Origin of the sequence: Thermacetogenium phaeum DSM 12270 (genome assembly GCF_000305935.1) — a bacterium.
GTDB classification, from domain to species: domain Bacteria; phylum Bacillota; class DSM-12270; order Thermacetogeniales; family Thermacetogeniaceae; genus Thermacetogenium; species Thermacetogenium phaeum.
The window spans coordinates 391,299-414,570 of sequence record NC_018870.1 but is presented as its reverse complement, the minus strand read 5'-3'; the positions used below and the strand labels follow the sequence as shown (position 1 = coordinate 414,570).

Annotated in this window: 23 protein-coding genes and 1 riboswitch; of the genes, 15 read left to right on the top strand and 8 right to left on the bottom strand. The window is 58.9% G+C overall.

The genetic code is table 11. From position 1 onward, the window contains the following. Window positions 1–266: 266 nt before the first annotated feature. The gene (gene groES, locus TPH_RS02040; RefSeq protein WP_015049566.1) at window positions 267–551 is read left to right on the top strand and encodes a co-chaperone GroES; all 285 of its coding nucleotides are present in this window, start codon (window positions 267–269) and stop codon (window positions 549–551) included. Between the two features lie 44 nt (window positions 552–595). Further along, complete coding sequence (groL, locus tag TPH_RS02035; RefSeq protein ID WP_015049565.1) at window positions 596–2,221, top strand: chaperonin GroEL; 1,626 nt, start codon at window positions 596–598, stop codon at window positions 2,219–2,221. A gap of 270 nt (window positions 2,222–2,491) precedes the next feature. On the opposite strand, the gene TPH_RS02030 is transcribed toward groL, so the two are convergent. Further along, window positions 2,492–2,749 (bottom strand): alpha/beta-type small acid-soluble spore protein, encoded by a 258-nt coding sequence (locus TPH_RS02030; protein ID WP_015049564.1) that lies wholly within the window; start codon window positions 2,747–2,749, stop codon window positions 2,492–2,494. 619 nt (window positions 2,750–3,368) lie between these two features. Next, window positions 3,369–3,490, top strand: a riboswitch (molybdenum cofactor riboswitch). A gap of 167 nt (window positions 3,491–3,657) precedes the next feature. Between TPH_RS02030 and TPH_RS02020 the strand changes: the two genes are divergently transcribed. Together TPH_RS02020 and TPH_RS02015 are read left to right on the top strand one after the other, a co-directional pair. After that, window positions 3,658–4,533 (top strand): substrate-binding domain-containing protein, encoded by an 876-nt coding sequence (locus TPH_RS02020; RefSeq protein ID WP_015049563.1) that lies wholly within the window; start codon window positions 3,658–3,660, stop codon window positions 4,531–4,533. 318 nt (window positions 4,534–4,851) lie between these two features. Beyond that, window positions 4,852–6,189: an NfeD family protein gene (locus tag TPH_RS02015; RefSeq protein WP_015049562.1), complete on the top strand. Its 1,338-nt coding sequence runs from the start codon at window positions 4,852–4,854 to the stop codon at window positions 6,187–6,189. Window positions 6,190–6,210: 21 nt separating this feature from the next. Here TPH_RS02015 and TPH_RS16155 read toward each other — a convergent pair whose 3' ends face one another. Beyond that, on the bottom strand, window positions 6,211–6,342 hold the full coding sequence (locus tag TPH_RS16155) for a hypothetical protein (protein WP_269077477.1): 132 nt from the start codon (window positions 6,340–6,342) through the stop codon (window positions 6,211–6,213). Between the two features lie 157 nt (window positions 6,343–6,499). Here TPH_RS16155 and TPH_RS02010 point away from each other — a divergent pair, with 157 nt between their 5' ends. From TPH_RS02010 to TPH_RS01970, 9 genes are all read left to right on the top strand, one after another. Then, complete coding sequence (locus TPH_RS02010; protein WP_015049561.1) at window positions 6,500–7,303, top strand: slipin family protein; 804 nt, start codon at window positions 6,500–6,502, stop codon at window positions 7,301–7,303. A 310-nt stretch (window positions 7,304–7,613) separates the two neighbouring features. Then, on the top strand, window positions 7,614–8,195 hold the full coding sequence (locus TPH_RS02005; protein ID WP_015049560.1) for a YkoP family protein: 582 nt from the start codon (window positions 7,614–7,616) through the stop codon (window positions 8,193–8,195). 77 nt (window positions 8,196–8,272) lie between these two features. Next, complete coding sequence (sppA, locus tag TPH_RS02000) at window positions 8,273–9,184, top strand: signal peptide peptidase SppA (RefSeq protein WP_015049559.1); 912 nt, start codon at window positions 8,273–8,275, stop codon at window positions 9,182–9,184. Between the two features lie 12 nt (window positions 9,185–9,196). After that, on the top strand, window positions 9,197–9,817 hold the full coding sequence (locus TPH_RS01995) for a Yip1 family protein (RefSeq protein WP_015049558.1): 621 nt from the start codon (window positions 9,197–9,199) through the stop codon (window positions 9,815–9,817). Window positions 9,818–9,918: 101 nt separating this feature from the next. Next, window positions 9,919–10,809 carry a zinc metalloprotease HtpX gene (gene htpX / locus TPH_RS01990; protein ID WP_015049557.1) on the top strand — a complete coding sequence of 297 codons (891 nt, stop codon included), beginning with the start codon at window positions 9,919–9,921 and terminating at the stop codon, window positions 10,807–10,809. 1 nt (window position 10,810) lies between these two features. After that, the gene (pspAB, locus tag TPH_RS01985) at window positions 10,811–11,377 is read left to right on the top strand and encodes a PspA-associated protein PspAB (RefSeq protein ID WP_015049556.1); all 567 of its coding nucleotides are present in this window, start codon (window positions 10,811–10,813) and stop codon (window positions 11,375–11,377) included. 53 nt (window positions 11,378–11,430) lie between these two features. Beyond that, window positions 11,431–12,132 carry a PspA/IM30 family protein gene (locus tag TPH_RS01980; RefSeq protein WP_015049555.1) on the top strand — a complete coding sequence of 234 codons (702 nt, stop codon included), beginning with the start codon at window positions 11,431–11,433 and terminating at the stop codon, window positions 12,130–12,132. Beyond that, the gene (pspAA, locus tag TPH_RS01975; RefSeq protein ID WP_015049554.1) at window positions 12,129–12,407 is read left to right on the top strand and encodes a PspA-associated protein PspAA; all 279 of its coding nucleotides are present in this window, start codon (window positions 12,129–12,131) and stop codon (window positions 12,405–12,407) included. The genes TPH_RS01980 and pspAA overlap by 4 nt, the downstream gene beginning before the upstream one ends. A gap of 164 nt (window positions 12,408–12,571) precedes the next feature. Continuing rightward, window positions 12,572–13,585 (top strand): sigma-54 interaction domain-containing protein, encoded by a 1,014-nt coding sequence (locus TPH_RS01970; RefSeq protein ID WP_015049553.1) that lies wholly within the window; start codon window positions 12,572–12,574, stop codon window positions 13,583–13,585. 359 nt (window positions 13,586–13,944) lie between these two features. Here the strand turns inward: TPH_RS01970 and ispD are convergent, their stop codons facing one another. The 3 genes from ispD to TPH_RS01955 all read right to left on the bottom strand — a co-directional run bounded on the left by ispD (window position 13,945) and on the right by TPH_RS01955 (window position 16,937). Further along, complete coding sequence (gene ispD / locus TPH_RS16275; protein WP_330216580.1) at window positions 13,945–15,174, bottom strand: 2-C-methyl-D-erythritol 4-phosphate cytidylyltransferase; 1,230 nt, start codon at window positions 15,172–15,174, stop codon at window positions 13,945–13,947. Further along, window positions 15,167–16,300 (bottom strand): PIN/TRAM domain-containing protein, encoded by a 1,134-nt coding sequence (locus tag TPH_RS01960; protein ID WP_015049550.1) that lies wholly within the window; start codon window positions 16,298–16,300, stop codon window positions 15,167–15,169. The genes ispD and TPH_RS01960 overlap by 8 nt, the downstream gene beginning before the upstream one ends. A 157-nt stretch (window positions 16,301–16,457) precedes the next feature. Beyond that, window positions 16,458–16,937, bottom strand: a complete 480-nt coding sequence (locus TPH_RS01955) for a CarD family transcriptional regulator (protein WP_015049549.1) — start codon at window positions 16,935–16,937, stop codon at window positions 16,458–16,460. A gap of 189 nt (window positions 16,938–17,126) precedes the next feature. On the opposite strand from TPH_RS01955, the gene TPH_RS01950 reads away from it, so the two are divergent. Beyond that, window positions 17,127–17,522, top strand: a complete 396-nt coding sequence (locus TPH_RS01950) for a hypothetical protein (RefSeq protein ID WP_015049548.1) — start codon at window positions 17,127–17,129, stop codon at window positions 17,520–17,522. A 101-nt stretch (window positions 17,523–17,623) separates the two neighbouring features. Here TPH_RS01950 and disA read toward each other — a convergent pair whose 3' ends face one another. Continuing rightward, on the bottom strand, window positions 17,624–18,862 hold the full coding sequence (gene disA, locus TPH_RS01945; RefSeq protein WP_015049547.1) for a DNA integrity scanning diadenylate cyclase DisA: 1,239 nt from the start codon (window positions 18,860–18,862) through the stop codon (window positions 17,624–17,626). 12 nt (window positions 18,863–18,874) lie between these two features. Then, window positions 18,875–20,245: a DNA repair protein RadA gene (radA, locus tag TPH_RS01940; protein ID WP_028991151.1), complete on the bottom strand. Its 1,371-nt coding sequence runs from the start codon at window positions 20,243–20,245 to the stop codon at window positions 18,875–18,877. Between the two features lie 426 nt (window positions 20,246–20,671). Between radA and TPH_RS01935 the strand changes: the two genes are divergently transcribed. Further along, window positions 20,672–21,331: an HD-GYP domain-containing protein gene (locus TPH_RS01935; protein ID WP_015049545.1), complete on the top strand. Its 660-nt coding sequence runs from the start codon at window positions 20,672–20,674 to the stop codon at window positions 21,329–21,331. Window positions 21,332–21,577: 246 nt separating this feature from the next. On the opposite strand, the gene TPH_RS01930 is transcribed toward TPH_RS01935, so the two are convergent. Beyond that, window positions 21,578–23,146, bottom strand: a complete 1,569-nt coding sequence (locus tag TPH_RS01930; RefSeq protein ID WP_015049544.1) for an FAD-dependent oxidoreductase — start codon at window positions 23,144–23,146, stop codon at window positions 21,578–21,580. Window positions 23,147–23,272: the final 126 nt, after the last annotated feature.

Below are 23,272 nucleotides of genomic sequence, written 5' to 3'. Positions count from 1 at the left end.
ATCACTGGCCTTGCGGCCGTGTGAAAAAGGCAGGAAAGGGGCAGCTTCCCACGCAGCAGCGCGGCTGCCGCAGGCGGTCGATCGAAGTGACCGTTTTTTTCAAAAAGCAAGACTTATTTTCCAAAAAAGTTGGGAATACTTTAAACAAAAGTATTGACAATCCACACCTGGATTTGTATTATTTATCATAGATTTATTAGCACTCACATTCAATGAGTGCTAATAACCCCCGCATAACATTCACATCACACTGAGGAGGGTTGTAAATGCTGAAGCCACTTGGTGACCACGTACTGGTGAAACCTCTCTCCAAAGAGGAAAAAACCGAAGGAGGCATCTACCTTCCCGACACCGCGAAGGAAAAGCCTCAGGAAGGAGAAGTAATCGCGGTGGGACCGGGCCGGCTCCTGGAAAACGGCACCCGCGTGCAGCCTGAGGTTAAGGTCGGCGACAAGGTTATCTACGCCAAGTACGGCGGAACCGAAATCAAACTCGGTGATGTCGAGTACCTGATCATGCGTGAAAGCGACATCCTGGCCATCAAAGACTAGGCCTCGACATCAAATCCCATCAACAAGGAGGTTGACAATCGCTTATGCCTGCGAAACAGATCGTCTTTGACGTAGACGCCCGTAAAAAACTCGAGAGAGGCGTTAATATCGTAGCCGATGCGGTAAAAACGACCCTTGGTCCGAAGGGCCGCAACGTGGTATTAGAAAAGAAGTTCGGATCTCCGACCATCACCAAGGACGGGGTAACCGTTGCCAAAGAGATCGAGCTGGAAGATCCCTTTGAGAACATGGGAGCCCAGCTCTGCAAAGAAGTAGCCTCTAAGACCAACGAGATCGCCGGTGACGGCACCACCACGGCTACGGTTCTGGCCCAGGCCATCGTCAACGAAGGGCTGAAGAACGTCACCGCCGGAGCCAACCCCATCTTCCTCAAGCGCGGCATCGACATGGCGGTCGAAAAGGCCGTGGAGGAGATGAAGAAGCACAGCACACCGGTGGAGACCAGAGAGTCCATCGCCCACGTCGCCGCCATCGCCGGCAACGACAAGGAGATCGGCGAGCTGGTGGCTGAGGCCATGGAGAAGGTGGGCAAAGACGGAGTCATCACCGTTGAGGAATCCAAGGGAATCGAGACCCTGGTCGAAGTTGTCGAAGGTATGGAGTTCGACCGCGGCTACATCTCCCCCTACTTCGTCACCAACTCCGAGACCATGGAAGTGGAGCTGGAAGAGCCCTACATTCTGATCTACGAGAAGAAGATCTCCGCGGTCGGCGACCTGCTGCCCCTCCTGGAGAGAGTCGTCCGCACCGGCAAGCCCTTCCTGATCATCGCCGAGGATGTGGAGGGCGAGGCCCTGGCCACCCTCGTCGTCAACAAACTGCGGGGCGTGCTCCACTGCGCTGCGGTTAAGGCCCCAGCGTTCGGCGACCGCCGCAAGGCAATGCTTGAGGATATCGCCATTCTCACGGGCGGCACATTCATCTCCGAGGACATGGGCTTCAAGCTCGAGAATGTGGACATCGATAAGCTCGGGCGGGCGAAAAAGGTCAAGATCAATAAGGAGAAGACCACCATTGTTGAAGGTTACGGAGCAAGCGACAAGATCAAGATGCGCGTCAACCAGATCAAGGCACAGATCGAGGAAACCACATCCGACTACGACCGTGAGAAGCTGCAGGAGCGCCTCGCCAAGCTGTCCGGCGGCGTAGCTGTCATTAAAGTCGGCGCCGCTACCGAAACCGAGCTCAAGGAGAAAAAGCACCGCATCGAAGACGCCCTCTCCGCAACCCGGGCGGCCGTTGAAGAGGGCATCATTCCCGGTGGAGGAACCTGCCTGGTGAACGTAATCCCGGCCCTGGACGAGATTCAGGCCGAAGGGGATGTGCTGGTAGGCGTCCGCATCGTGCGCCGCGCCCTGGAGGAGCCGCTGCGCCAGATCGCCGAAAATGCCGGACTCGAAGGTTCGGTCGTCATCGAACGGATCAAGAACGAAAAAGCGGGCATCGGCTTTAATGCCCTGACCGAGCAGTACGTGGATATGGTCAAGGAAGGCATTGTCGATCCCTTGAAGGTCACCAGAAGCGCCCTCCAGAACGCCGCCTCCATCGCTTCCATGCTTCTCACGACAGAGGCTCTCATCTCCGAAATTCCGCAGAAGAAGGAGAACACGCCTCCTTCGATGCCGGGCGGCATGGGCATGGATTACTAATACGGAAACCAACCACAAGGCCCTCCGTAAAAAGGAGGGCCTTTTTATGTCCCATCACAGACCAAGAGTCGCATCCCCCTTCCCGGCATCTACCCGCTAACCGTTAGAATACCTGTCATGAAAATACGTCAAGTTCACCCGCCGGTCTACCGCTTCGCTCTTGATTCCAGGCCGGACAGGACGACGGCTCGCTTCGGGACAGCTCTGGGGGCAGTGGTATGGGGCTTATAAAAAATAACCTGAAGGCGGCTGCCATCAGGTCTGTCTGATTTATTTTTCTGGGCTGTCCGGGGTCGTTTCGGCTGCTGTCTGTTTTCGTTGTTCATCGGCCAGCGCCTTCTGGCCGGCCCTGATCAGCTTTCTCACCATCTGGCCGCCGATCTTTCCCGCTTCTCTGACGGTAAGTTCGTCCCCGGCTTTGGCCAGGTCATCGTCGAGGCCGAGCTCCCGGGCGGTTTCCCACTTCAGCCGTTCGTGCGGCCCGGGCTTCTTTGCCTTTTTCTTTTTTACTGTCTTTTTTTCCGGCATCTGCATCACCCCTTACATTATTCTTTCGCAAGGGAATGGGAAATATGAGAGGCCGGCCTTCCGGCGATGTACCTCCAGAATATCTGACGAAAAATGGCGGCAAGGCCGCCGGTATCAGCCGTCATGATTGCCTGCCGGTCGGAACAGATGGCAATATTCTCAGCAGACTACCATGCCGCCAGCGGCTGCCCTAACAGAGGAACGAAAAAAGGATTTATCCTTGCCGGCGCAGCGACCTGACGGAGGTTGTTACCCGCCCATGACGAAGGAGCAGAGCGAGCAGCCGAATCGAGATATGATCTCGAGATAGGCGACTCTGCGGCAGGGAAGGCGCATAGGAGCCGGTCGGCTGCTTATCTATCGACAAGTCTTAGGGCAATTTAAACCGAAAGTCCGGGGGCAAGCGCAAGGATAAACGCATTTTCAGGGCAGACCCTCACGCCGCCTCCGGCGGCACCAACAGAGCATGAAAAAACCGCCGGTCGACCGGCGAGCGACCAGCGACCTATGGAAGGCCGGCTAACGGGACAGGCGAAGCGAGGATGACAGGTCGCCTCTCAGCAGATACCGCATCCTGGACAAAAAAAAGGGTTTCCTTATCCAACGGCGAATATAAAGAAAAAACGACATTCTCCGAGTCCTCCCTCCTAAGGCCTCTTGGGCTATGGCAGCAGGACCACTGGGTGCGCTTCGGAAACGAGCGCGCCTCCCGGCACGGAAAGGAGAGCGAAGACAGGGCCAGAGTACTTTCCGTACCTGGCTTTTTTTATCTGCTCCTTCCCCCTCCGGGAGAGAAAGAAAAGGGGGTATGGTAAAAAGACAGACTAAAGCACGACATCGCCCGCAAAAGGAAGAATCAAAAAAGTTGATTGAGGAAAACACACCGGAGAAGAAAGGAGTTTTGGATAATGAAGCCGAACAGAAGATTGTCCACCGGCATCCTTTTTCTGTTCCTCTGCTCCATCCTGGCCTTTGCCGCCGGCTGCGGTGAACAGCAGGAACAGGCCGCTGCAAAGAAGGATGTCATCCTGGCCACAACCACCAGCACCGTCGACACCGGCTTGCTGGACGAACTCATCCCCATCTTCGAGGAGAAAACCGGGTACAGGGTCAAGCCCATCGACAGGGGCACAGGAGAGGCCCTGGAAATGGGCAAAAAAGGCGAAGCGGACGTCCTCCTCACCCACGCTCCGGCATCGGAACGGCCTCTGGTCGAGAACGGGGACGTGATCAACTACCAACTGGTGATGCACAACGACTTCATCATCGTGGGGCCGCCAGACGACCCGGCGCAGATCAAGGGAGAGAAGGACGCAACTGAGGCCTTTAAGAAGATCATGAACGGCCGGTTCACCTTCGTGTCCCGGGGGGATGACTCCGGCACTCATAAGAAGGAAAAGGCCATCTGGGATAAATTAGGTGTGACCCCCGCCGGCGACTGGTATCTGGAAGCCGGCAGCGGAATGGCGGACACCCTGCGCCTGGCCTCCGAGAAGAACGCCTACACCCTCACCGACAGAGGAACCTATCTCGCTCAGAAGGACAACCTCAAGCTGGCGAGTCTGATGGAAGGGGACCCGATGCTCCTCAACATCTATCACGTGATGCAGGTCAACCCGGAAAAGTTCCCCAAGGTCAATGCCGCTGGTGCCAAGGCGTTTGTGGAATTCATGATCAGCCCCGAAACCCAGCGAATCATCGGTGATTTCGGAGTAGACAAATACGGCCAGCCGCTCTTCATCCCCGATGCCGGGAAGAGCGAAGAGGAAATCGGAATGCAGTAAAAAGCTCAAGTGGTGATCGCCTCCCGATCACCACTTTTTTTAAACGAATTGCGGTAAGCCCTCTTTAAGCGCCGGCCTTTTACCTCCCATGGCGGTGGAGGTAGGGCCGGATACGAAGAAGAAATCCCGGGCGGAGCGGAAAAGCCGGCAGCGGCGGCTGATCCCGGAGCACGGCGGCGGAAAGGCTGTTACTTATTTCCGCCGCCTTTAGATAAAAGGAGTTCATCTTCGCCTTGTAGAATAGGATATTGTAGAATAAAAATAGATGAGCGCTTCTTAGAATTTAAAAGCTCATCACCTTGGAAAAGGAGAGGAAAGATGAACGATTTGCGCGCCGCAAAGCGGGGAGCAGCGCTCCTGGGCAGCATTCTCCTCCTGGCCCTTCTGTTGAACCTGGGGACGCCGCTCCCTTCCGTCCGGGCGGTAGAGGGAAACCCGCCCGTGGTGGTAGCCGGTTACGATGGAGCTGTCGTTCCCATCACCGCCAAGTACCTGGAAAGGGTCATCCGCCACGCCGAAAACCTCGGGGCAACGGCCTGCGTCATTCAACTCAGCACCCCGGGCGGCCTCTACACCACCACCCAGGAGATTGTCACCACCATCCTCAACGCCCGGGTCCCGGTTATCGTCTACGTCTCTCCGGCCGGGGGATGGGCGGGATCGGCAGGGACCTTCATCACCATTTCCGCCCACGTAGCCGCCATGGCCCCCGGAAGCCGGATCGGCGCCGCCCATCCGGTCGGGATCGGCCCCTCCGACGGTCAGCAGCAGGACATTCCCAGCCAAAAGATCACCGAGGACGCCGCCGCCTGGGCGCGCTCCATCGCCCAGCTGCGCGGGAAGAACGCCGATGCCGTGGAGCAGGCGGTGCGGGAGAGCAAATCCTACTCCGATGCCGAAGCCTTGAAGCTCAACCTCATCGACCTGCGAGCGCAAGACCTCGAGGACCTGCTCCGGCAGCTGGACGGCAAGACGGTTACCTTAAGCAGCGGCGCCCGGGTGGAGCTCCGGACGAAAGGCGCCCCCATCGTCAACCTCTCGATGAACCCCGTTGAAAAGACCCTGCTCGCCCTGAGCAATCCGGACCTGGCCTACATCCTGATGACGGTAGGCATGGCCGGCCTGATGGTGGAAATCTACAACCCCGGCCTGATCTTTCCCGGAGTTGCCGGCGCCATTTCCCTGCTGCTCGGCCTCTATTCTCTGGGAACACTCGACGCATACTGGGGGGGAGTGCTCTTGATCATTCTGGCTTTCGGGCTCTTCATCGCCGAGGCCTTCGTGCCCAGCCACGGGATCTTGGGTGCCGGAGGAGTGATTTCCTTCGTCACCGGATCGCTGCTTCTCTTCAGCGGCGGCCCTCCCGGAATAGGGATCAACATCTCCCTGATCGTCACCACCGCCCTGGTGTTCGCCGCCCTGGTGGCGCTGTTGGTCACAGCCGTAGTCCGGGGGCAGAAAAGAGCCGTGACCACAGGAAGCGAAGGATTGATCGGGCGCATGGGAACGGCCCGCTCGGACCTGCTCCCGGAGGGCCTGGTCTTCGTCGAAGGCGAACTCTGGCGGGCAGTATCCGAAGAGGGCCCCATCAAGGCAGGCGAAAAGGTGGTGATCACCGCCATGGAGGGACTGAACCTGCGGGTGCGGCGAGCCTAGGGTGACATCCGGCCACCGGGATCAAGGCAGCCTTTTTTCCGACGGCGGGCTGCCTCCCTTCGCCGCGTGAAAAGGCGAACGCAGCAGGCGAGCCGTCGTCCTGTCCGGCCTGCAATCAAGAGCGAAGCGGTAGACCGGCGGAGAACCCGACATAGACCGCCGCCCCTCAGGCGGCACGTTAAAAACCAAACCGCCGGCTCAACCGGCGAGCGACCTATGGAAGGCCGACGCATTTTCAAGGCAATATAATAATAAAACAAACGAAAGGGGTGACCATCCCGGGGGCATATCTGCCTGCCGGGAAAACACAATGCCGGGTTATTTTCCACTGGTTATACTTATTCTGCTGCTGATTGCCTCCTCCCTGCGCATCGTCCAGGAATACGAGAGGGGTGTCATCTTCCGCCTCGGGCGCTGCGTCGGAGCCAGGGGGCCGGGGATCATCTTCCTCATCCCGGGGATCGAGAGGATGCAGAAGGTTGACCTGCGCGTGATCACCATGGACGTCCCCACCCAGGAGGTCATAACCAAAGATAACGTCACCGTCAAGGTCAACGCCGTCGTCTACTTCCGGGTCGTCAACCCGGTAGACTCGGTGATCAAGGTCCTCGACTTCGTCAAGGCCACCTCCCAGCTCTCTCAGACCACCCTGAGGAGCGTCCTCGGCCAGTCCGAGCTCGACGAACTTCTATCCAAGCGCGACGCCATCAACCAGCGCCTCCAGCACATCATCGACGAAGGCACCGAGCCCTGGGGAATCAAGGTCAGCAACGTGGAAGTGAAGGACGTGGAGCTCCCGCCCACCATGCAGCGGGCGATGGCCGCCCAGGCCGAAGCGGAACGCGAGCGCCGGGCGAAGCTGATCCACGCCGACGGCGAGTTTCAGGCGGCCAAGACGCTCACAGAGGCGGCGAATATCATCTCCAGCAATCCGGCCACCATCCAGCTTCGCTACCTGCAGACCCTGAAAGAGATCGCCGCCAATCAGTCGAGCACCATCATCTTCCCTCTCCCCATCGACCTAATCCAGCCCTTCGTGAACATGGCAGGCGTTTTCTCGAACACCAACCTGCGGCAGGGGGAGGAAAACCGGACGGAGCCGCCTCAGAGCTAAAGGGCAACAAAAAACCTCAGAAATCACCTCCCCGGCCGGAAATCTCCTCACAAAGGGGATTTCCGGCCTTCTTACTCCGGTGGCCGCCTTTGAAACCGAGAGGCCGACGATAAACTGCAGCCGGATTCGGAAAGAATTCACAAATCGGCTCCAGGCAAGGCGGCTCCCCCTGAGCACTCTTATGGAGATTCTTCGCCTTCGTTTTTTCCCGTACAGGTATAACAGCAGGCAGGAATTATCCCCTACATACCGAATAGTGGAAATTATGAGATCGCTTTTCCCTTATTACTTTAAAAGAGGGTGCCTAGACATGAGGCAGACGATCTGGCGGGAGTTCACCCTTGCCTTCTGGGACGTCTGGGAAAGAATTTACTCACTTCTCTTCCACGTCCGGAAGGTCCAACCGGGGAGCCTCTTCCGGCTCAACCTCAGGGAGTACCGGGGGCCTGCCCTGACGCTGCGCGACGGCACGGCGTTGCATCCAGGTGACAAGGTTGGAGAACTGCACCTGGCCAACAGGCAGCTTCTAGAACTTCAGCAGAAGTGCGGGAATCAGATCCAGGCCGTGATGTGCGTCAAAAAAGAGCTGAAACAGAGCCTCACCGAACTGGCCGCCCTGGTTGCCCAAGAAAAAGTGGACCCGCAGGTCAAGGCCTTCTTCGGGATCACCATCTTCCATCAGGGCGCACGCCTGCTGGGTTTTGAAGTCGAAGAGATCAGGTCACGCTTCTGGCGTTTCTGCTTCCGCTGCGGTCAGCTTTTACTCCTCGCCACCTACCATCCACTAGGTTTCAGGAGGTTTCAAAAGGGGCACCAATCCCTCGTTCCGAAGGTCATCTGGATGTCGCGATCGCAGCTCATCCGCAACTTTTCCCCGCCGGAACGCCCCTGATCCGGGCATAATTGGAGGTATCAGAACCGCCAGCCGGTTAATAATATTTAAGAAACGCGGGTAAGGAGGAAAAAGCCTTGGATTCCAGAAAAGCCGGGATAATTCTCATCGCGGCGAGCATCGCCCTGACCTTTGCCGCCTTCTTCGTGAGCATGGGGAAGGCGGGAAAACGGCAGCCGCCCGTCTTTGGAGGCAAGGTTGCGGTGATCTATCTCACAGGAACCATCACCGGAGCCCAGGAATCATCACCCTTCGCAGGAATATCCGGCGCCTCCCAGACCATGCGAGACCTCGAGCGCGCCGAAAAGGACGCCTCCCTGAAGGCGGTCGTCCTGAGGATCGACTCCCCCGGCGGAAGCGCCGCAGCCTCCCACGAGCTGTACGAGCAGGTCTTGCGCGTCAAGCGCTCCGGGAAAAAGGTTGTGGCCTCTTTAGGAGACACTGCGGCCTCCGGGGGCTACTACGTAGCCGCCGCGGCCGACAAAATCGTGGCCCTCCCCTCCACGATAACCGGCAGCATCGGCGTGATCTCCACCGTTCCCAACCTCCAGGAGCTCTACCGCAAGATCGGTTACCGAGAGTACGTCTTTAAAAGCGGTGCCCACAAGGATATGCTCTCCCCGTCCCGCCCCCTGACGCCGGAGGAGGAACAGATCATGCAGGGGATCATTGAGGAAACCTACAACCAGTTCGTCGGCGTCGTCGCCCAAGGGCGGAACCTGCCCGTAGAGAGCGTCCGCCGGCTCGCCGACGGCAGGATTTATACCGGCTCCCAGGCCAAGGAGCTGGGCCTGGTGGACGAACTGGGAGGGAAAAGGGAGGCCATCGCCCTGGCGGCAGAACTGGCGGGAATCAAAGGAGAACCGCAGGTGGTGGAGTACCGACGGGTAGCCGGACTGCTGAGCCTGCTGGGGGGGATAAGATCCCTCTTCACGGACAACCTTCTTCCCTTCCCCCTGCCACCTGCCTACACCACACTGCGCTATTAGGAGGGAACAGAGATGTGGGAATACATTCCCGCTACGCTGACGGCTCCTGTGCAGACCCTGCGCACCGTCGCCGAAAGGAAGCTGTGGAAAGAAGGGCTGCTCGTAGTGGTCCTGCTCTCTCTCCTCCAGGGGGTTTCCCTGGCCTCTGCCATGAGCAACGAAAACATCCTTCCCTATCTGGAAGGGATAACGGGCACTCCCGGTATAGAGGTTACGGTGGCCGTCCTGCAGTCCCCCTACTTCCTGACCGCAGCCGCCTTTTTCCTGAGGGCCCTGCAGTGGGTACTGGCGGGCGTCCTCTTTCACCTGTTCGCCAGGCTCTTTAAGGGGCAGGGCACCCTGGGAGGGGTGCTGGCGGCCACCGCCTTCGCCGGCTCCCCCGACTTCATCGGCATCCCCCTGGCTGCCCTGACCTCCCTGGCCGGAGGGCTGGCCTTCCTAAGCGGGCTCATCGAATTCGGAACCGGCATCTGGACGGCGGTACTGGGGGTCATCGCCATCCGGGAAAACTACCGCATCGGCACCGGAGCGGCGGCAGCCACATTCTTCATCCCCTTCATTCTGCTCTTCATCGCCGCCCTCTTCCTCTTCGGGGTGCTGCTGGCCTTTGCCGCTCTGCTGAGCCTGCCGTAAACGGCCTTTTGTATTGACATCCTGGAAGCGGCACCATAAAATAGGCATAAAACAAGGTTTCCGGAAACTGATTATTCTAGATAAAGGAGAGAGGCCAAGAGATGAAAAGAGAGCGCTTCCCCGTAGACTACGGTTTGACTGCCAGGATGATCTTCACCATGTTCCTGCTGGCGGCTCTGTACCTCTTCTTCGGCCTTGTCCTCTGGTACGCCGGCATCGGCTTCACCGGCATCGTCTTCTTCGTCGGGATCATGCTCTTCATCCAGTACTACTTTTCCGACCGGCTGGTGCTCCTGAGCACGGGAGCCAGAGAGGTCTCCCCGCAGGAGGCGCCGCAGCTGCACGCCATGGTGGAGCGCCTGTCGGTGCTCGCCGACGTCCCCAAACCGCGAGTGGCAGTCATGCCCACCTCCATACCCAATGCCTTCGCCACCGGGAGGAGCCCCCGCAACGCCGTTGTGGCGGTAACTGCGGGGCTCATGCAGCGCCTAACCGAGCCGGAGGTCGAAGCCGTGCTGGCCCACGAAATGAGCCACATCAAAAACAGAGACGTGGCGGTGATGACCATCGCCAGCTTCTTCGCAACCGTGGCCTCCTTCATCGTCCAGAACTTCTTCTTCTACGGCGGCTTCCTCGACCGCGACCGGGAGGACCGCGGCGGGGCGATGCTCGTCTACCTCGTCTCTCTTCTGGTCTGGCTGATCAGCTTCTTCCTGATCCGGGCGCTCTCCCGCTACCGGGAGTTCGCGGCCGACCGGGGGGCGGCCTTTCTGACCGGTTCGCCGGGGCTGCTCTCCAGCGCCCTCATGAAGATCAGCGGCATCATGCAGCGCTTCCCGGAGCGCGACCTGCGCCAGGCGGAGGGCATGAACGCCTTCTTCATCATCCCCGCCCTGAGAGGGGAATCCTTCGCCGAACTGTTCTCCACCCACCCCTCCCTGGAGCGGCGCATCGCCTACCTGCAGGAACTGGAACGGCAGATGAGGGGATAAGATGGGTTTCCTGGACGCCCTCTTCGGGAAGAGCAGGCCGCCGAAGGCGCGGCTCGAAAAGCTGTTCGCCCTCTCCACCGCCGCCGTCCCCTTCGCCGAGCTGGGCTGGACACCGGCCGGCAGGTGCGGGCTGACCCTGAAGCCCGCCACAAGCCTCGACTTCCGGTCGGCGGCTGAGGAGCTGAAAGAGCTCCTGCACCTGGCGGTGAAGGAGACTAAGACCAGAATGGAGATCCGCGACGACGAATACCGCTACCGGTGGCTGCTCTTCGAAGACCCGGACTGGGACGACCTGGTGGCCCTGGTGCACATGGCCGCCCAAACCCTTGCTGATAACGGCTACGACACCCAGCTCCTGGCGGCGGTCTTCCCCTTTAAAGGGCCTGGAGGTGAAAAGCTTTACATCATCTACAACTACAAGCGGGGTTCCTTCTATCCCTACCTTCCCACCGGCAAAGAGGGCCGGGACCACAACACCGAACTGCGGCTCTTCACCCTGCTCGAAAAAGAACTCCCCTGGGAAAAGGATGTCAGCTTCTGGTACCCCATCCGCAACTGCCCGGTATAGGAAGTCGTCGAGATGTCAATAATTACTACAGGCAGTGAGAAAGGAGACTGATAATGGGACTTTTGGCGCGCATATCGACGGTTTTCAAGGCCAAGATCAACAAAGTGCTCGACCAGATGGAAAATCCCCACGAAACCCTGGATTACTCCTACGAAAAACAGGTCGAGCTGCTGCAGAAGGTGAGGCGGAACATCACCAATGTCGCCGCTTCCAAGAAAAGGCTGGAACTGCAGGTAGTCAAGCTTAAAAGTGACCTCAACAAGCTCGATGGGCAGGCGAAGGAGGCCCTGCGGCAGGGGCGGGAAGACCTCGCCCGGCTGGCCCTGGAGCGCAAGGTACAGATCGAGCAGCAGATCCAGGATCTCGAGCAACAGGTCGCAGACCTCAACAAGGAACAGGAAAAGCTCACCCAGGTGGAGAACCGCCTGCGGGCGAAGGTAGAGGCCTTCCGCACCAAGAAGGAGGTCATAAAGGCCCGTTATTCCGCCTCCGAGGCCCAGGTGAAGATCGGCGAAGCCATGACCGGCCTCTCGGAGGAGCTGGCCGACGTCGGCATGGCCATTGAGCGAGCGGAACGGAGGACCGAAGAAATGCAGGCCCGGGCCTCCGCCATCGATGAGCTGATCGCCAGCGGGGTGCTGGAAGAGCCGCTGGGAGAGAAGGACCCCGTTGAAGCCGAACTCAAGAAAATGCAGGCGGCGGGCCGCGTCGAAGACGAGCTCTCCCGCCTGAAGAAGGAAGTGAGTGAGGGATGATCATCAGGGTTCTGACAGAAGGGCAGTACCGGCTGGACGGAAACGCCCTGGCGGAGCTGGACGCCATGGACGACTCCCTCCTCGACGCCGTCGGCGCCGGGGACGAGCAGCAGTTTGCGGAGCGCCTGCGGCAGGTGGTGGAATTGGTGCAGACCAGGGGCAAAAGGATCCCCGACGATGAACTCGTAGAATCCGACCTGGTTATCCCTGCCCCCGACACCACCCTGGAGGAAGCAAGAGAGCTCTTCGCCGGATATCCCCGCAACCTGCGCTGACCGGATTCTTAAACCTTGGGGTTGACGACAATTCGTTCCCACTTTCCGAAAAATAGTGTGTCTGCCTGCTGATAAGACCACAAAACGCCGCCAAGGACGACCATCCCGGCGGCTTTTTTTTACAGCTCCTGAGCACGGGCCGGGCACATCAAGGGGGTGACCGCATGCGCAAGAGGCTGCGCGCCCGCGGCCATCTGGCCAAGTATGACTTCAGCGACATCCTGGGGGAAAGCGAAAAGATCAAGGACGCCATCGAGAAGGCGAAGCGCTTCGGGAAGGTGGACGCAACCGTCCTTATTTACGGGGAAACGGGCACGGGAAAGGAATTCTTCGCCCACGCCATCCACAACGTCAGCTCCCGGAAAAACGGCCCCTTCATCGCCGTCAACTGCGCCGCCATGCCGGAAAGCCTTCTGGAAAGCGAGCTCTTCGGCTACGCCGAGGGAGCCTTTACCGGCGCCAAAAAAGGGGGGAAAAGAGGGCTTTTCGAAGCGGCGGACGGGGGCACCATCTTCCTCGACGAGATCAGCGAAATGTCCGACAAGCTGCAGACGAGGCTGCTGCGGGTGCTCCAGGAATATGAAATCATGCGCCTGGGGGACAACCGCGTGATCAGGATCGACGTCCGGGTAATCGCCGCCACCAACCGCAATCTGCACAAAATGGTTGCGGAAAAACTCTTCCGGGCGGATCTCTTTTACCGCATCAACGTGCTGACGCTGGTCATCCCTTCACTCAGGGAGCGGCGCGAGGACATCCCGGTGCTGGTTGACCACTTTCTCCACCTCTTCAATAGAAAGTTCGGCAAGAACATCAAAGGCGTAGAACGGCGGGGAATGGAGCTCTTAGCTGCCCACGACTGGCCGGGGAACATCAGAGAACTGAAGAACATTATGGAGCGCCTGGTCATCCTCAGCGACGGGGAATACATACCTGCGGAACTGGTGGCGGAATCCCTCTACACCTCTTCGGAATGGCGCCCGACGGAACCGGTCAGACAGGGCCAGCCGGACGTCACCCCGGGACAGCGGAGGATCTCCCGCCTGGAGGAGGAGGCCATCAGAGAGGCTCTGATCGCCGCCAAAGGGAATAAGAAAAAGGCCGCCGCCCTCCTGGGGATCAGCAGAACCACCCTCTGGCGCCGGCTGAAAAAACTCCAACGCGGAGAGCACCAATAACGATGAACCCCTGCCGCAGCCGAAACAAGACGACCCGGGCGGCTTTTCCTGCGGCAGTTGCGTCAGTTTCAGAACGTAACACAAGGATGTTTCACTACGAAACGCCTGCCTCTGCTTCACCCCCCGGCACACCCTTTTTCTGGTTTTACATCCCCTTCTGCAGAGTTTCAGATGATTACTGGCACGATTTTTGCGACATCCTATTTTTTAGAAGGGGGGATGTAAGATGGGTGAAGCGCTTATCGGCCAGGCCGCCCTCTGGGGAACGCTGGGCATTCTCTTCATCGTCCTCGCCGGTCTTCTCTACTACGTATTCGTCATCTTCAGGGTTAAGTAATGACGCTGCTGAAGACGGCAGTCTAACCCCGCCCTCCTGGCGAGGGAGGGCGGATTTTCTTTGGCATCACGGTGGCCACTGCCCAGGCGGCAATCCCCTCCCCCCTTCCTACGAAGCCCAAACCTTCGGTCGTCGTCGCTTTGAGGCCGACCGCCGTGCGGGGTATACCCAATACCGCGGCGATCCGCTCCTTCATCCCCTCCAGGTAGCGGCCGAGCCGCGGCCTTTCCGCCGCCACCACCAGGTCGACCTGAGCCACCCTGTAGCCTGCTTCATCGAGGAGCCCGGCGACGACGGCGAGCAGGGCCAGGCTGGAAGCATCTTTCCAGCGGGGTTCCCCGGGGGGAAACTGGCTGCCGATGTCGGGAAGCCCGGCCGCGCCGAGGCAAGCATCCATCAGGGCGTGCAGGAGGACGTCGGCGTCGGAATGCCCGGCCAGCCCGGTCTCCCCGGGGATCTCCACCCCACCCAGGATCAGGGGCCGCCCCGCGCAGAAGGGGTGGACGTCGTAACCGAGCCCGATGCGCCTCCCCTCTTCCCCTCGCTCCTGCGCCTCCCCGGCCGCCCCCTTAGCCCCGGCCAGAAGAGACTCGGCGATCACCAGGTCGCCGGGGGTGGTTATCTTGATGTTCTCGTAGCCACCCCGGAACATCTCCACCCGCACCCCCAGCCGCTCCACCAGGGAGGAATCGTCGCTTCCCTGAAACCCGGCCTCCCCGGCGGCCTCCAGCGCCCGAGAGAGCAGGGAGCGGCGGAAGACCTGTGGTGTCTGGGCGATCCACAAAGAGGACCGCGGCGGGGTAGCCGTCACCCCCCCCTGCTCCACCACCTTGACGGTGTCCTTCACCGGCACGCCGACCACAACGGCGCCGCAGTCAAAGGCGCGTTGAACCGCCCCCTCCAGCACATCCCTGGAGAGGAGCGGCCGCGCTCCGTCGTGGACGACCACGAAGGAACAGTCCTCCGGAAGCGCCCGCAGTCCGTTGGCCACCGACTCCTGCCTGGTCTCCCCTCCCGCGACGACCCCGGCCAGTTTGTCGGGGCTGCAGGAAGAAAGTAGCGTCCGGCAGAATCCCACCTCCTCGGGTGCGGCAACCACCACGTAGGTGGAGATGAAGGGGGACTCTTCGAAAAGGCGGACGCTGTACAGGAGCAGCGGACGGCCGCCTAAGGGAAGGAAAACCTTGTTGAGGGGGGCGCCCATCCGCACCCCCCTCCCGGCAGCAACGATGAGACCTCCGACCTTATCCAATCACCTTCACCTCATGGTAGTGGCGACCGGCGGCCGTATCCTTCAAGTTGACCTTCGGCTTGGCGAAGATCATCCGCCCTGCCGAGGTCTGCAGAACGCTGGTGACCACCACCGATATGCGCTCCCCGATGTACTTCTTCCCGCCTTCGATGACGATCATGGTGCCGTCCTCCAGGTAGGCAATTCCCTGCCCCGCCTCCTTGCCGTCCCTGATCACGTCAACCCCGTCGATCTCCTCACCGGGGAGAAAGAGAGGCTTGACGGCGTTGGCGAGGTCGTTGATGTTGAGGACCTTAATCCCGACGAGCTCCGCCACCTTGTTCAGGTTGTAGTCATTGGTCACCACCGGGCAGTCGAGCCGCTTACAGATCTGGATGAGGCCGGAATCAACGTCCTTCCGGTCCAGCCCCTCAAAGTCGCGAATTTCGATTTTAATCCCCTGCTCTTTGCGCATCTGATTGAGGATGTCCAGCCCGCGCCTGCCCTTATTGCGGCGGAGCACATCCGAGGAATCGGCGATGTGCTGCAGCTCCTCCAGCACGAAGCGGGGCACCAACAGCGTCCCTTCGAGAAAACCGGTCTTGCAGATGTCCGCAATCCGGCCGTCAATGATGACATTGGTATCCAGTACCTTATAAGTGCTCTTGCCTCCCTCTCCTCGCCCCTGCTTGCTGCCGATTTTAATGAAGGAAAAGAGGCCGGCCAGCTCCTCCTTCTTCTTCAAGCCCACGCTCAGGCCCAAATAGCCCAGGATGATGCTGGCAACGATGGGGATGAAGGGGCCTATCCAGGGAAGATTAGAAAAAGGAGCTCCGAGGAGATTAGCGATAACCAGGCCGACGATGAGTCCGAGAGCACCCCCCAGCAAATCCTGCAGCGGTGTGCGCTGCAGCGTCCCTTCGAAGAAAGAAACCATCTGCAGCGTCAGCTCGATCAGGCGGGGGGCTGCGAGATAAGTTACCGCACCTGCCACCAGCGTCAGCAGACCAACCAAGGCGTACCAGGCGAAGCCCTCCCCCGCAGCCAGCGACTGCACAAAATCAAGTCTTATCAACAGATAATTCAAAGAAAAGCCGATTCCTGCCCCGATCAGCGTAAGGAGTATTCTGATAACCTTCTGAAGCATCACTGCACCCCCTTCCCGGGTATTATACCTTATTTTGGTTAATCTCTCGTTCCATTATACGCAAGCGGCATCGGGCAAGCAAGGGGAAGAGTTTGTCAAAGGATAGTAAATAACCGCAAAATAAGAAAGGCGCCCGCAGCTGTTGGGCGCCGTTTTTCTACCCTTGAGCAACAGCATCTTTGATCATCGATTCTACCTTCGACTTGTCCAGCTTTCCCGCCAGAACCAGTTCGCTGCTCAATATCTGAAAGGCGCTTTCCAGCATCCTTTTCTCTCCCGAAGACAGCCCTTTTTTCAACTCCTGGCGCATCAGCGTGCGGACGACTTCGGCAACGGCGAAAACGTTCCCCGTCCGGATTTTCTCCAGATTCGCCCTGTAGCGGTGGTTCCAGTTGAGAAGGGGCTTCCCTTGATCCTTTTTCCCGAGCACCCTGAGAACCTTGGCGATCTCGGCTTCACTGATAACCCGCCGCACTCCGATCGTCTCAACCTTATCCGCCGGGACCAGCACCTTTAAATTCCCGGCAAAAAGACGGAGAACGTAATAAACCTCATTCTTCTCCCCCCGCCTTTCCAGAGCCTCGACAATCCCGGCACCGTGCATCGGGTGCACAACTCGATCCCCTATCTGAAACATTACAAGGCCTCCTGAAACTTCATTCATTATACACCTATTATACCAGAGCAGTCAGGACCTGTCAAAAACAGCCTCCGGCCAATCCCCATTCTCCTCCGCCTTCCGGCAGCAAACGGCATTGACAATGCTTTATTTACCTGACTATAATTAAGTTAACTAACGCACATAAGGTGTGAGGAGGTCTTGTTGATGAAGGACCTGATTTGCGATGAGTTTCAGAATGCCGTCTCCGAGCTTTTGATCCGCCATCACAGCATTCTGGACGTTCTCTCCAAATTCCAGGAGGCCTGCGCCCGCACCAACAGGGCAACGGTCAAAGCGGTCACCGGATGCGGCTGTCTCAGCATCGAGGCGAAGAAAAGGCAAATCCCTCCTGACGTCTCCCTCCACGAACTAAAAGACTACTTCAGCAGCCACTTGAACGGTGAAATCTGCCCCAGCTGCCAGGAGATGGTGGAAACCGAACTAGGAAAAACCCTTTTCTACATGGCAGCACTCTGCAACCTTCTCAACCTCAACCTGTACGATATCTTCCTCAAAGAGCATAAAAAGCTTTCCACCCTGAGGATCTTCAACTTCACCTGAGAGATTTCCTGTTAACGGATACAAGCTGCCCAAAGGAACAGGCATCTCAAAAAGGAAGGCCGGCGCGAGTCGTGAGGCCGAGCGGCCTGAAGGCGGTTTTTTTATCCCATGTACCTCTCCAGCATCACCTGCTCCTGGAGGCGGTGCAGGCCGTTTTTAATGGCCTTGGCCCTGACCTCCCCGATCCCCTCCACGTCGTCGAGCTCCTCAATGGAGGCCTTTAAAATGTTCTGCAAGTTCTTGAAGGTGCGGATCAGGTTTTCGACGATCTGGGCAGGCAGCCGCGGGATTCTCTGCAATATGCGGTAGCCGCGCGGGTAAACGGAAAGGTCAAGGATGCTGGATGAGGCCCCGTAGCCTAATATCCTGCTGATGCCGGTAAGATCGAGCAGGTCGTCCGGCGGCCAGGAGGAGACAACCCGAAGCACATCCTCCGCGTTTTTCCCCTCGTCGTCGAGGTAGTCCCGGATTACGCAGCAGAGCTCCTCCCGCACGTTGGCCAGCAGCTCCTCCACCTGCATGGTGATCAGGCGCCCTTCAGTGCCCAGTTCGCAGATGTAATTCTCCAGCTCTTTCACCACCTGCAGAACCATCACCCCGCGCTGGACGACGCGGGCAACGTCGTAGACTGTGACCAGGTCCTCAAACTCCAAAGCAGTCAGGTTGATGAGGGCCTTATCGAGCACCCCCTTGTACTTTTCCAGGGTCTGGACGGCCTGGTTCGCCTTGGACAGGATAACGCTGATGTCCTGCAGGCTGTATCGTTCGGCACCCTTGTAGAGGGTGATCACGCCGCGCCGCTGAGAGATGGCGATCACCAGGGCTCCCGTTTGGCGGGCGAACCTCTCCGCGGTGCGGTGCCTGATCCCGGTTTCCTCAGATGGGATCGACGGGTCGGGGATGAGCTGGGCGTTGGCGTAGAGGATACGCCGGGCATCGCGGCTGAGGACGATCGCCCCGTCCATCTTGGCCAGTTCGTAAAGGCCGGCCGGGGTGAATTCGGTGTCGATGTGGAAGCCTCCCTCCACGAAGCGCAGCACCTCCGGGGCATCCCCGACGACGATCAAAGCCCCTGTCTTCGCCCTGAGAACGCTGTCCAGCCCCTCCCGCAGGGCGGTGCCTGGGGCCACCATCTTCAAGGGCCCGGTCAAGCCGTCACCCTTCTCATCTATGGGCTCTTTCTTCTCCTCGCGCGGCTCCTTCTTATCCGGCTTTTCCTCCTTCACCTCCCGCACCGGGGCTTCCTTCTGCCCCTTCCCTTTCGGCGCCTTCTCCTCCTTCGGCCTCTCATCCAGCACGGCTACATCCTCTTCAAGCAGCTGAAACCGTTCCTCTTTCAAAGAATTTGCCCCCTAACACTGACAAATGGCTTGATCGAGCGCGTCCCTGACCGTCTTAACCCCGGTAAACTCCAGGTCCGGGTATTTTTTCTGAAGGTCCAGGTTGCGCCACGGCACCAGCACCCGCCTGAACCCCAGACGCGCTGCTTCCTTCAATCTCTGATCCATATAGCCCACCGCCCGCACCTCACCTGTCAGCCCGATCTCCCCCGCCACCACCATTTCCCGGTCGACGGCGGCGTTCCGGTAGCTGGAGGCCAGAGCGAGGGCTATCCCCAGATCGGCCGCAGGTTCCCCGATCCGCAAACCGCCCACCACGCCGACGTAGATGTCCTGACCGGCAAGGGCGAGCCCGACGCGCTTCTCCAGCACGGCGGCTATGAGCACAACCCTGTTATAGTCGACCCCGGTCGCCGCTCGGCGGGGTGACCCGTAGGCGGCCGGGCAGACCAGAGCCTGGATCTCCACCAGGATCGGGCGCGTTCCCTCCAGCGCCGCCACCACCACCGAACCGGGAACCCCTCCGCTGCGTCCGGCCAGAAAAATGGCTGAAGGGTTCTCCACCTCCTCCAGCCCCCCTTCCCCCATGGCGAAAACGGCCACCTCATCCGTCGCCCCGAAGCGGTTTTTGACGGCGCGCAGGAGCCGCAGGTTCTGGTGGCGCTCCCCCTCGAAGGAAAGAACAACGTCCACCATATGCTCCAGCACCCGGGGGCCGGCCAGGTTCCCCTCTTTGGTAACGTGGCCGACGAGAAAGCAGGCAATATTACGGCTCTTGGCCAGCCTAACGAGTTCGGCGGTGCACCGGCAGAGCTGCCCGACGCTCCCCGCCGCCAGCGGGAGATCGGGGTGAAAGGTCGTCTGAATCGAGTCGATGATCAACAGGACCGGCGAGAGCTCCTCAACCGCCCGGCAGATCCCCTCGAGATCGGTTTCTGCCAGGAAATAAAGGCGCTCGGAGGAGAGCTTCAAGCGCCGCGCCCGCATCTGAACCTGCCGCCGCGACTCCTCCCCGGAGACGTACAAAACGATCCCGTGCCTTTCCGCCGCCTGTGCGGCCAGCTGCAGGAGCAAGGTGGACTTTCCGATCCCGGGGGCGCCGCCGAGGAGTGCCACCGAGCCGGGCACGATCCCGCCCCCGAGCACCCTGTCCAGCTCCCCGAAACGGCCGGGCAAGCGCTCCTCTACAGCATCGGGAGCCGCGGTGGTCAGGGGTTCCGGCGCCTGCCGGGCGGCGGGCAAAAAGGAAAACCCCTGCCTCTTCTGCCGCCCAGGGGCTTCACAAAAGGAGTTCCAGGCACCGCAGGCGGGACAGCGTCCCAACCACTTTCCGGCCTCATAGCCGCACTCCCCACAGAAAAAGACCGTTTTCGTCCGCCCCAAGGATAGATGCTCCTTCCTAGAATGTCCTTCATTATTATACCATTTCCACAATACTAAAAAAACTCGTCCGCCGCCGAGTGCGGCGAACAGTTCCCGGTTCGCCCCGGTAAGGCGCCCCTCAAAGATGCTTTTATTCTCCCAAACGGCGAGCCCCGCCTCCACGGCCGGCTGCTCTGCCAAGGGACGTGTCGAATAATAGGACGACAGTCCTATTTTGTTAGGACTTTCGATGTCATTTTGTCATTTCCAAAAGGATTGCGTCGCATCCTGCAGAAGATAGACGGGAAAACAGCTGCTACTAGGGGGGAAGTCAAACGGCAGGCAGAGCAAGGATTTTCTCAGCCTGAGCGGAAAAAATTCAGCTCAATATAGAAAATTCCGGTCCGTTTAATCACATCAAAGATCCGACACAGGGGGTTAAGGCGCGTGTTTGAGATAAACAAGAAGACCCGCAGTTTTCAAATCTCTCTCACAGAGATCCGGCAGAAGGCTCCCCTCACCCTCAAATGCCGGCTGCTGCTGCACAACCTGGCGGAAAAAGACGTCAACACCTACGTCCACTCCTGCTTCACCGGACAGCTTGCGGCCGTCCTGGGTGCCGCCCTGGAGCTTTCCGAAAAAACCGTGGTTGATTTGTACATCGCCGGTCTCCTGCACGACCTCGGAAAGATACTCGTTCCCCGCAGCATCCTGCTCAAAGAAGCCGCCCTGACCGGGGAGGAATACGCCATCGTCAGGCAGCACGTCGACGACGGGATCAGGATGCTCTCCTACCAGCAGCTTTCGGCGACGGTGGTAAACGCCATCAAGTACCATCACGAACGCTGGGACGGGAAGGGCTACCCCCACGGGCTGGACGGTCGGCAGACCCCGATCGAAGGGCGCATCCTGCAGATCGCCGATGCCTTCTCCGCCATGACCACAAAGAGGGCCTACCGGGATCCCCTCTCCACGGAGGAGGCGGTGGAGGAAATCAGGAGAAACAGAAGCTCCCAGTTCGACCCCGAGCTTGCCGACCTCTTTATCGAGGCCTGCCAAAAGTCCCCCGCCCACTTTACGGCGTCAGAAGCAGTTTTCCCGCTCTGACCGCTTCGTCCAGGGACAACTCGACGGAGGTGCGGGAACTGCCGGGCACAAGCCGCAGCCGCTCCCAGGGATGGCTGCACGATCGGATCCACAAAGCACCAACTGCCGGCTCCTGCCAAAACGGCACGGCCCTCCGCCAAACCAGGGGCCAAAGAGAAAGGGGCTTCGGCAGTCCGCCTCTACCCCTTTCATCACTTCAGCAGAGCATCCCGTAGGTGCTGAATCTTCAAAGAAAGGATACCCCTTCTACTCCCAGGGCTTCTCCCCGCAGGCGTTCTGAGCGCAGAGGCGCCCGAAGTATACGGTAGCCGCAATGGCGGTACCGCTGCCCGGATAGTACGGCCCGATAAAGCCACCGGCACACATTCCTCCGGCATACAGCCTGGGGATAACCTGCCCATCGACATTTACAACCTGACCTTTGGTATTGATCTTCAGCCCTCCACAGGTGCCTAAGTTGCCCTCCTTAACCTTTGCGGCATAGAAGGGTGCCCTGGCCAGCGGTTTAAGGCCCACCTGTTTGTTGAACAGGGTATCCCTGCCCTTAGCGGTGTCGCTGTTCCACCTGTTGACGGTGTACTCCAGGTTGTCGGCATTGACGCCGATCTTTTCGGCCAGTTCTCTGATGGTGCCGGCCCTGACTATCGTCCCATCGGCAACTTCCTTGCTGAGGTCGTGGCTCCAAGGCTTGAATATGCCGCCGATGACTTCGCCCCCCATGTTTTTAGTTTCCTCGTCGAAGATTGCCCAGGCTTCGTGCCCTTCCTGGTTAAAGACTGCCCTCATACAGTAGGCATAGTGAGTGGCCTCATTAACGAACCGCAGACCGTATTTATTAACATATATTCCCGGAACTTCAGGCAGATTAGTAGAGAGAGGAGCAATGGCGACATTGTAGAAAGGTACCCCGATGGTGCCTCCCACCCCCGCCAGGTCCGCACCCAGGGCCATAGCCATTCTTATACCGTCCCCTGTATTCGTCGGAGCCGTGAAGACCTGGCCGGTCTCCAGTGCCCAGTACTGTTGCGGGGACAAGGCCTTAGCCATATCTTTATTGCGATCAAAACCACTTGTAGCCAGAATCACCCCTTTTTTAGCTTTAACGGCGATTTCTTTGCCACCTTTTTGCGCTCTGACACCGACAACTCCCTTCTTCGGATCGTAGATCAACTCTCCGACCTCGGTTTCCAGCATGAATTCTGCGCCCTTATTCTTGGCCTGCTTATAAAGAATGTCCACGTGGATCTTCCCGGTACCGGCTTTGGCAGCCTTCCCTGCACCCCCCGGAACGTGGATGCGATCCGTCATCAACTCAGGATCAACGTAGGGGATAGGATCCACCCCGTATACAGATACATAGGTCAAACCTTGTTTTACAAGCCAATCGATATTCGCCGGAGCATTATCGGCCATACCCTTAACCAGCTCTGGATCCGCCAACCCCTCTGCAGCCTGCAACCAATACTGGTAATGTTTTTCCGGGGTGTCGTCCTTGTATTCTGTTAATTCTTTCTGAAACTTCGTCCCCGCAGCCTGGATTACTCCTCCGGAGAGAGCCGTAGAACCTCCAACAACGGCTGCCTTTTCCAAAACCACTACCGAAGAGCCCATCTCGCGGGCGGTTAATGCAGCCACGATACCGGTTCCGCCGCCACCGACGACCACAACATCGGCTTCCTTGTCCCAATTGGCAGGAATCTTCGAATCGGACGATGAACCCTTTCCGCAACCCGCGAGAACACCGGCCCCAACCACAGTTGCGCCAGCAGCAGCCATCTTCTTGATAAAACTTCTCCGTCCGATCTTGTCAGCCAAGCAAATTCACCCTCCTTAATTTTTAAAAATACTAGCAAATCAGCCGCAACGAACTGCCTTTCCACCATCTCAAGAGGCACTTCCGCTCATTACAGGGCACAGGGCGCCAGTCCGGCTCACGTCCAG

Coding starts and splice junctions, on each gene's coding strand:
- groES (WP_015049566.1), top strand. CDS start 267: ATGCTGAAGCCACTTGGTGACCACGTACTGGTGAAACCTCTCTCCAAA.
- groL (WP_015049565.1), top strand. CDS start 596: ATGCCTGCGAAACAGATCGTCTTTGACGTAGACGCCCGTAAAAAACTC.
- TPH_RS02030 (WP_015049564.1), bottom strand. CDS start 2,749: ATGCCGGAAAAAAAGACAGTAAAAAAGAAAAAGGCAAAGAAGCCCGGG.
- TPH_RS02020 (WP_015049563.1), top strand. CDS start 3,658: ATGAAGCCGAACAGAAGATTGTCCACCGGCATCCTTTTTCTGTTCCTC.
- TPH_RS02015 (WP_015049562.1), top strand. CDS start 4,852: ATGAACGATTTGCGCGCCGCAAAGCGGGGAGCAGCGCTCCTGGGCAGC.
- TPH_RS16155 (WP_269077477.1), bottom strand. CDS start 6,342: ATGTCGGGTTCTCCGCCGGTCTACCGCTTCGCTCTTGATTGCAGGCCG.
- TPH_RS02010 (WP_015049561.1), top strand. CDS start 6,500: ATGCCGGGTTATTTTCCACTGGTTATACTTATTCTGCTGCTGATTGCC.
- TPH_RS02005 (WP_015049560.1), top strand. CDS start 7,614: ATGAGGCAGACGATCTGGCGGGAGTTCACCCTTGCCTTCTGGGACGTC.
- TPH_RS01995 (WP_015049558.1), top strand. CDS start 9,197: ATGTGGGAATACATTCCCGCTACGCTGACGGCTCCTGTGCAGACCCTG.
- htpX (WP_015049557.1), top strand. CDS start 9,919: ATGAAAAGAGAGCGCTTCCCCGTAGACTACGGTTTGACTGCCAGGATG.
- pspAB (WP_015049556.1), top strand. CDS start 10,811: ATGGGTTTCCTGGACGCCCTCTTCGGGAAGAGCAGGCCGCCGAAGGCG.
- TPH_RS01980 (WP_015049555.1), top strand. CDS start 11,431: ATGGGACTTTTGGCGCGCATATCGACGGTTTTCAAGGCCAAGATCAAC.
- pspAA (WP_015049554.1), top strand. CDS start 12,129: ATGATCATCAGGGTTCTGACAGAAGGGCAGTACCGGCTGGACGGAAAC.
- TPH_RS01970 (WP_015049553.1), top strand. CDS start 12,572: ATGCGCAAGAGGCTGCGCGCCCGCGGCCATCTGGCCAAGTATGACTTC.
- TPH_RS01960 (WP_015049550.1), bottom strand. CDS start 16,300: ATGCTTCAGAAGGTTATCAGAATACTCCTTACGCTGATCGGGGCAGGA.
- TPH_RS01955 (WP_015049549.1), bottom strand. CDS start 16,937: ATGTTTCAGATAGGGGATCGAGTTGTGCACCCGATGCACGGTGCCGGG.
- TPH_RS01950 (WP_015049548.1), top strand. CDS start 17,127: ATGAAGGACCTGATTTGCGATGAGTTTCAGAATGCCGTCTCCGAGCTT.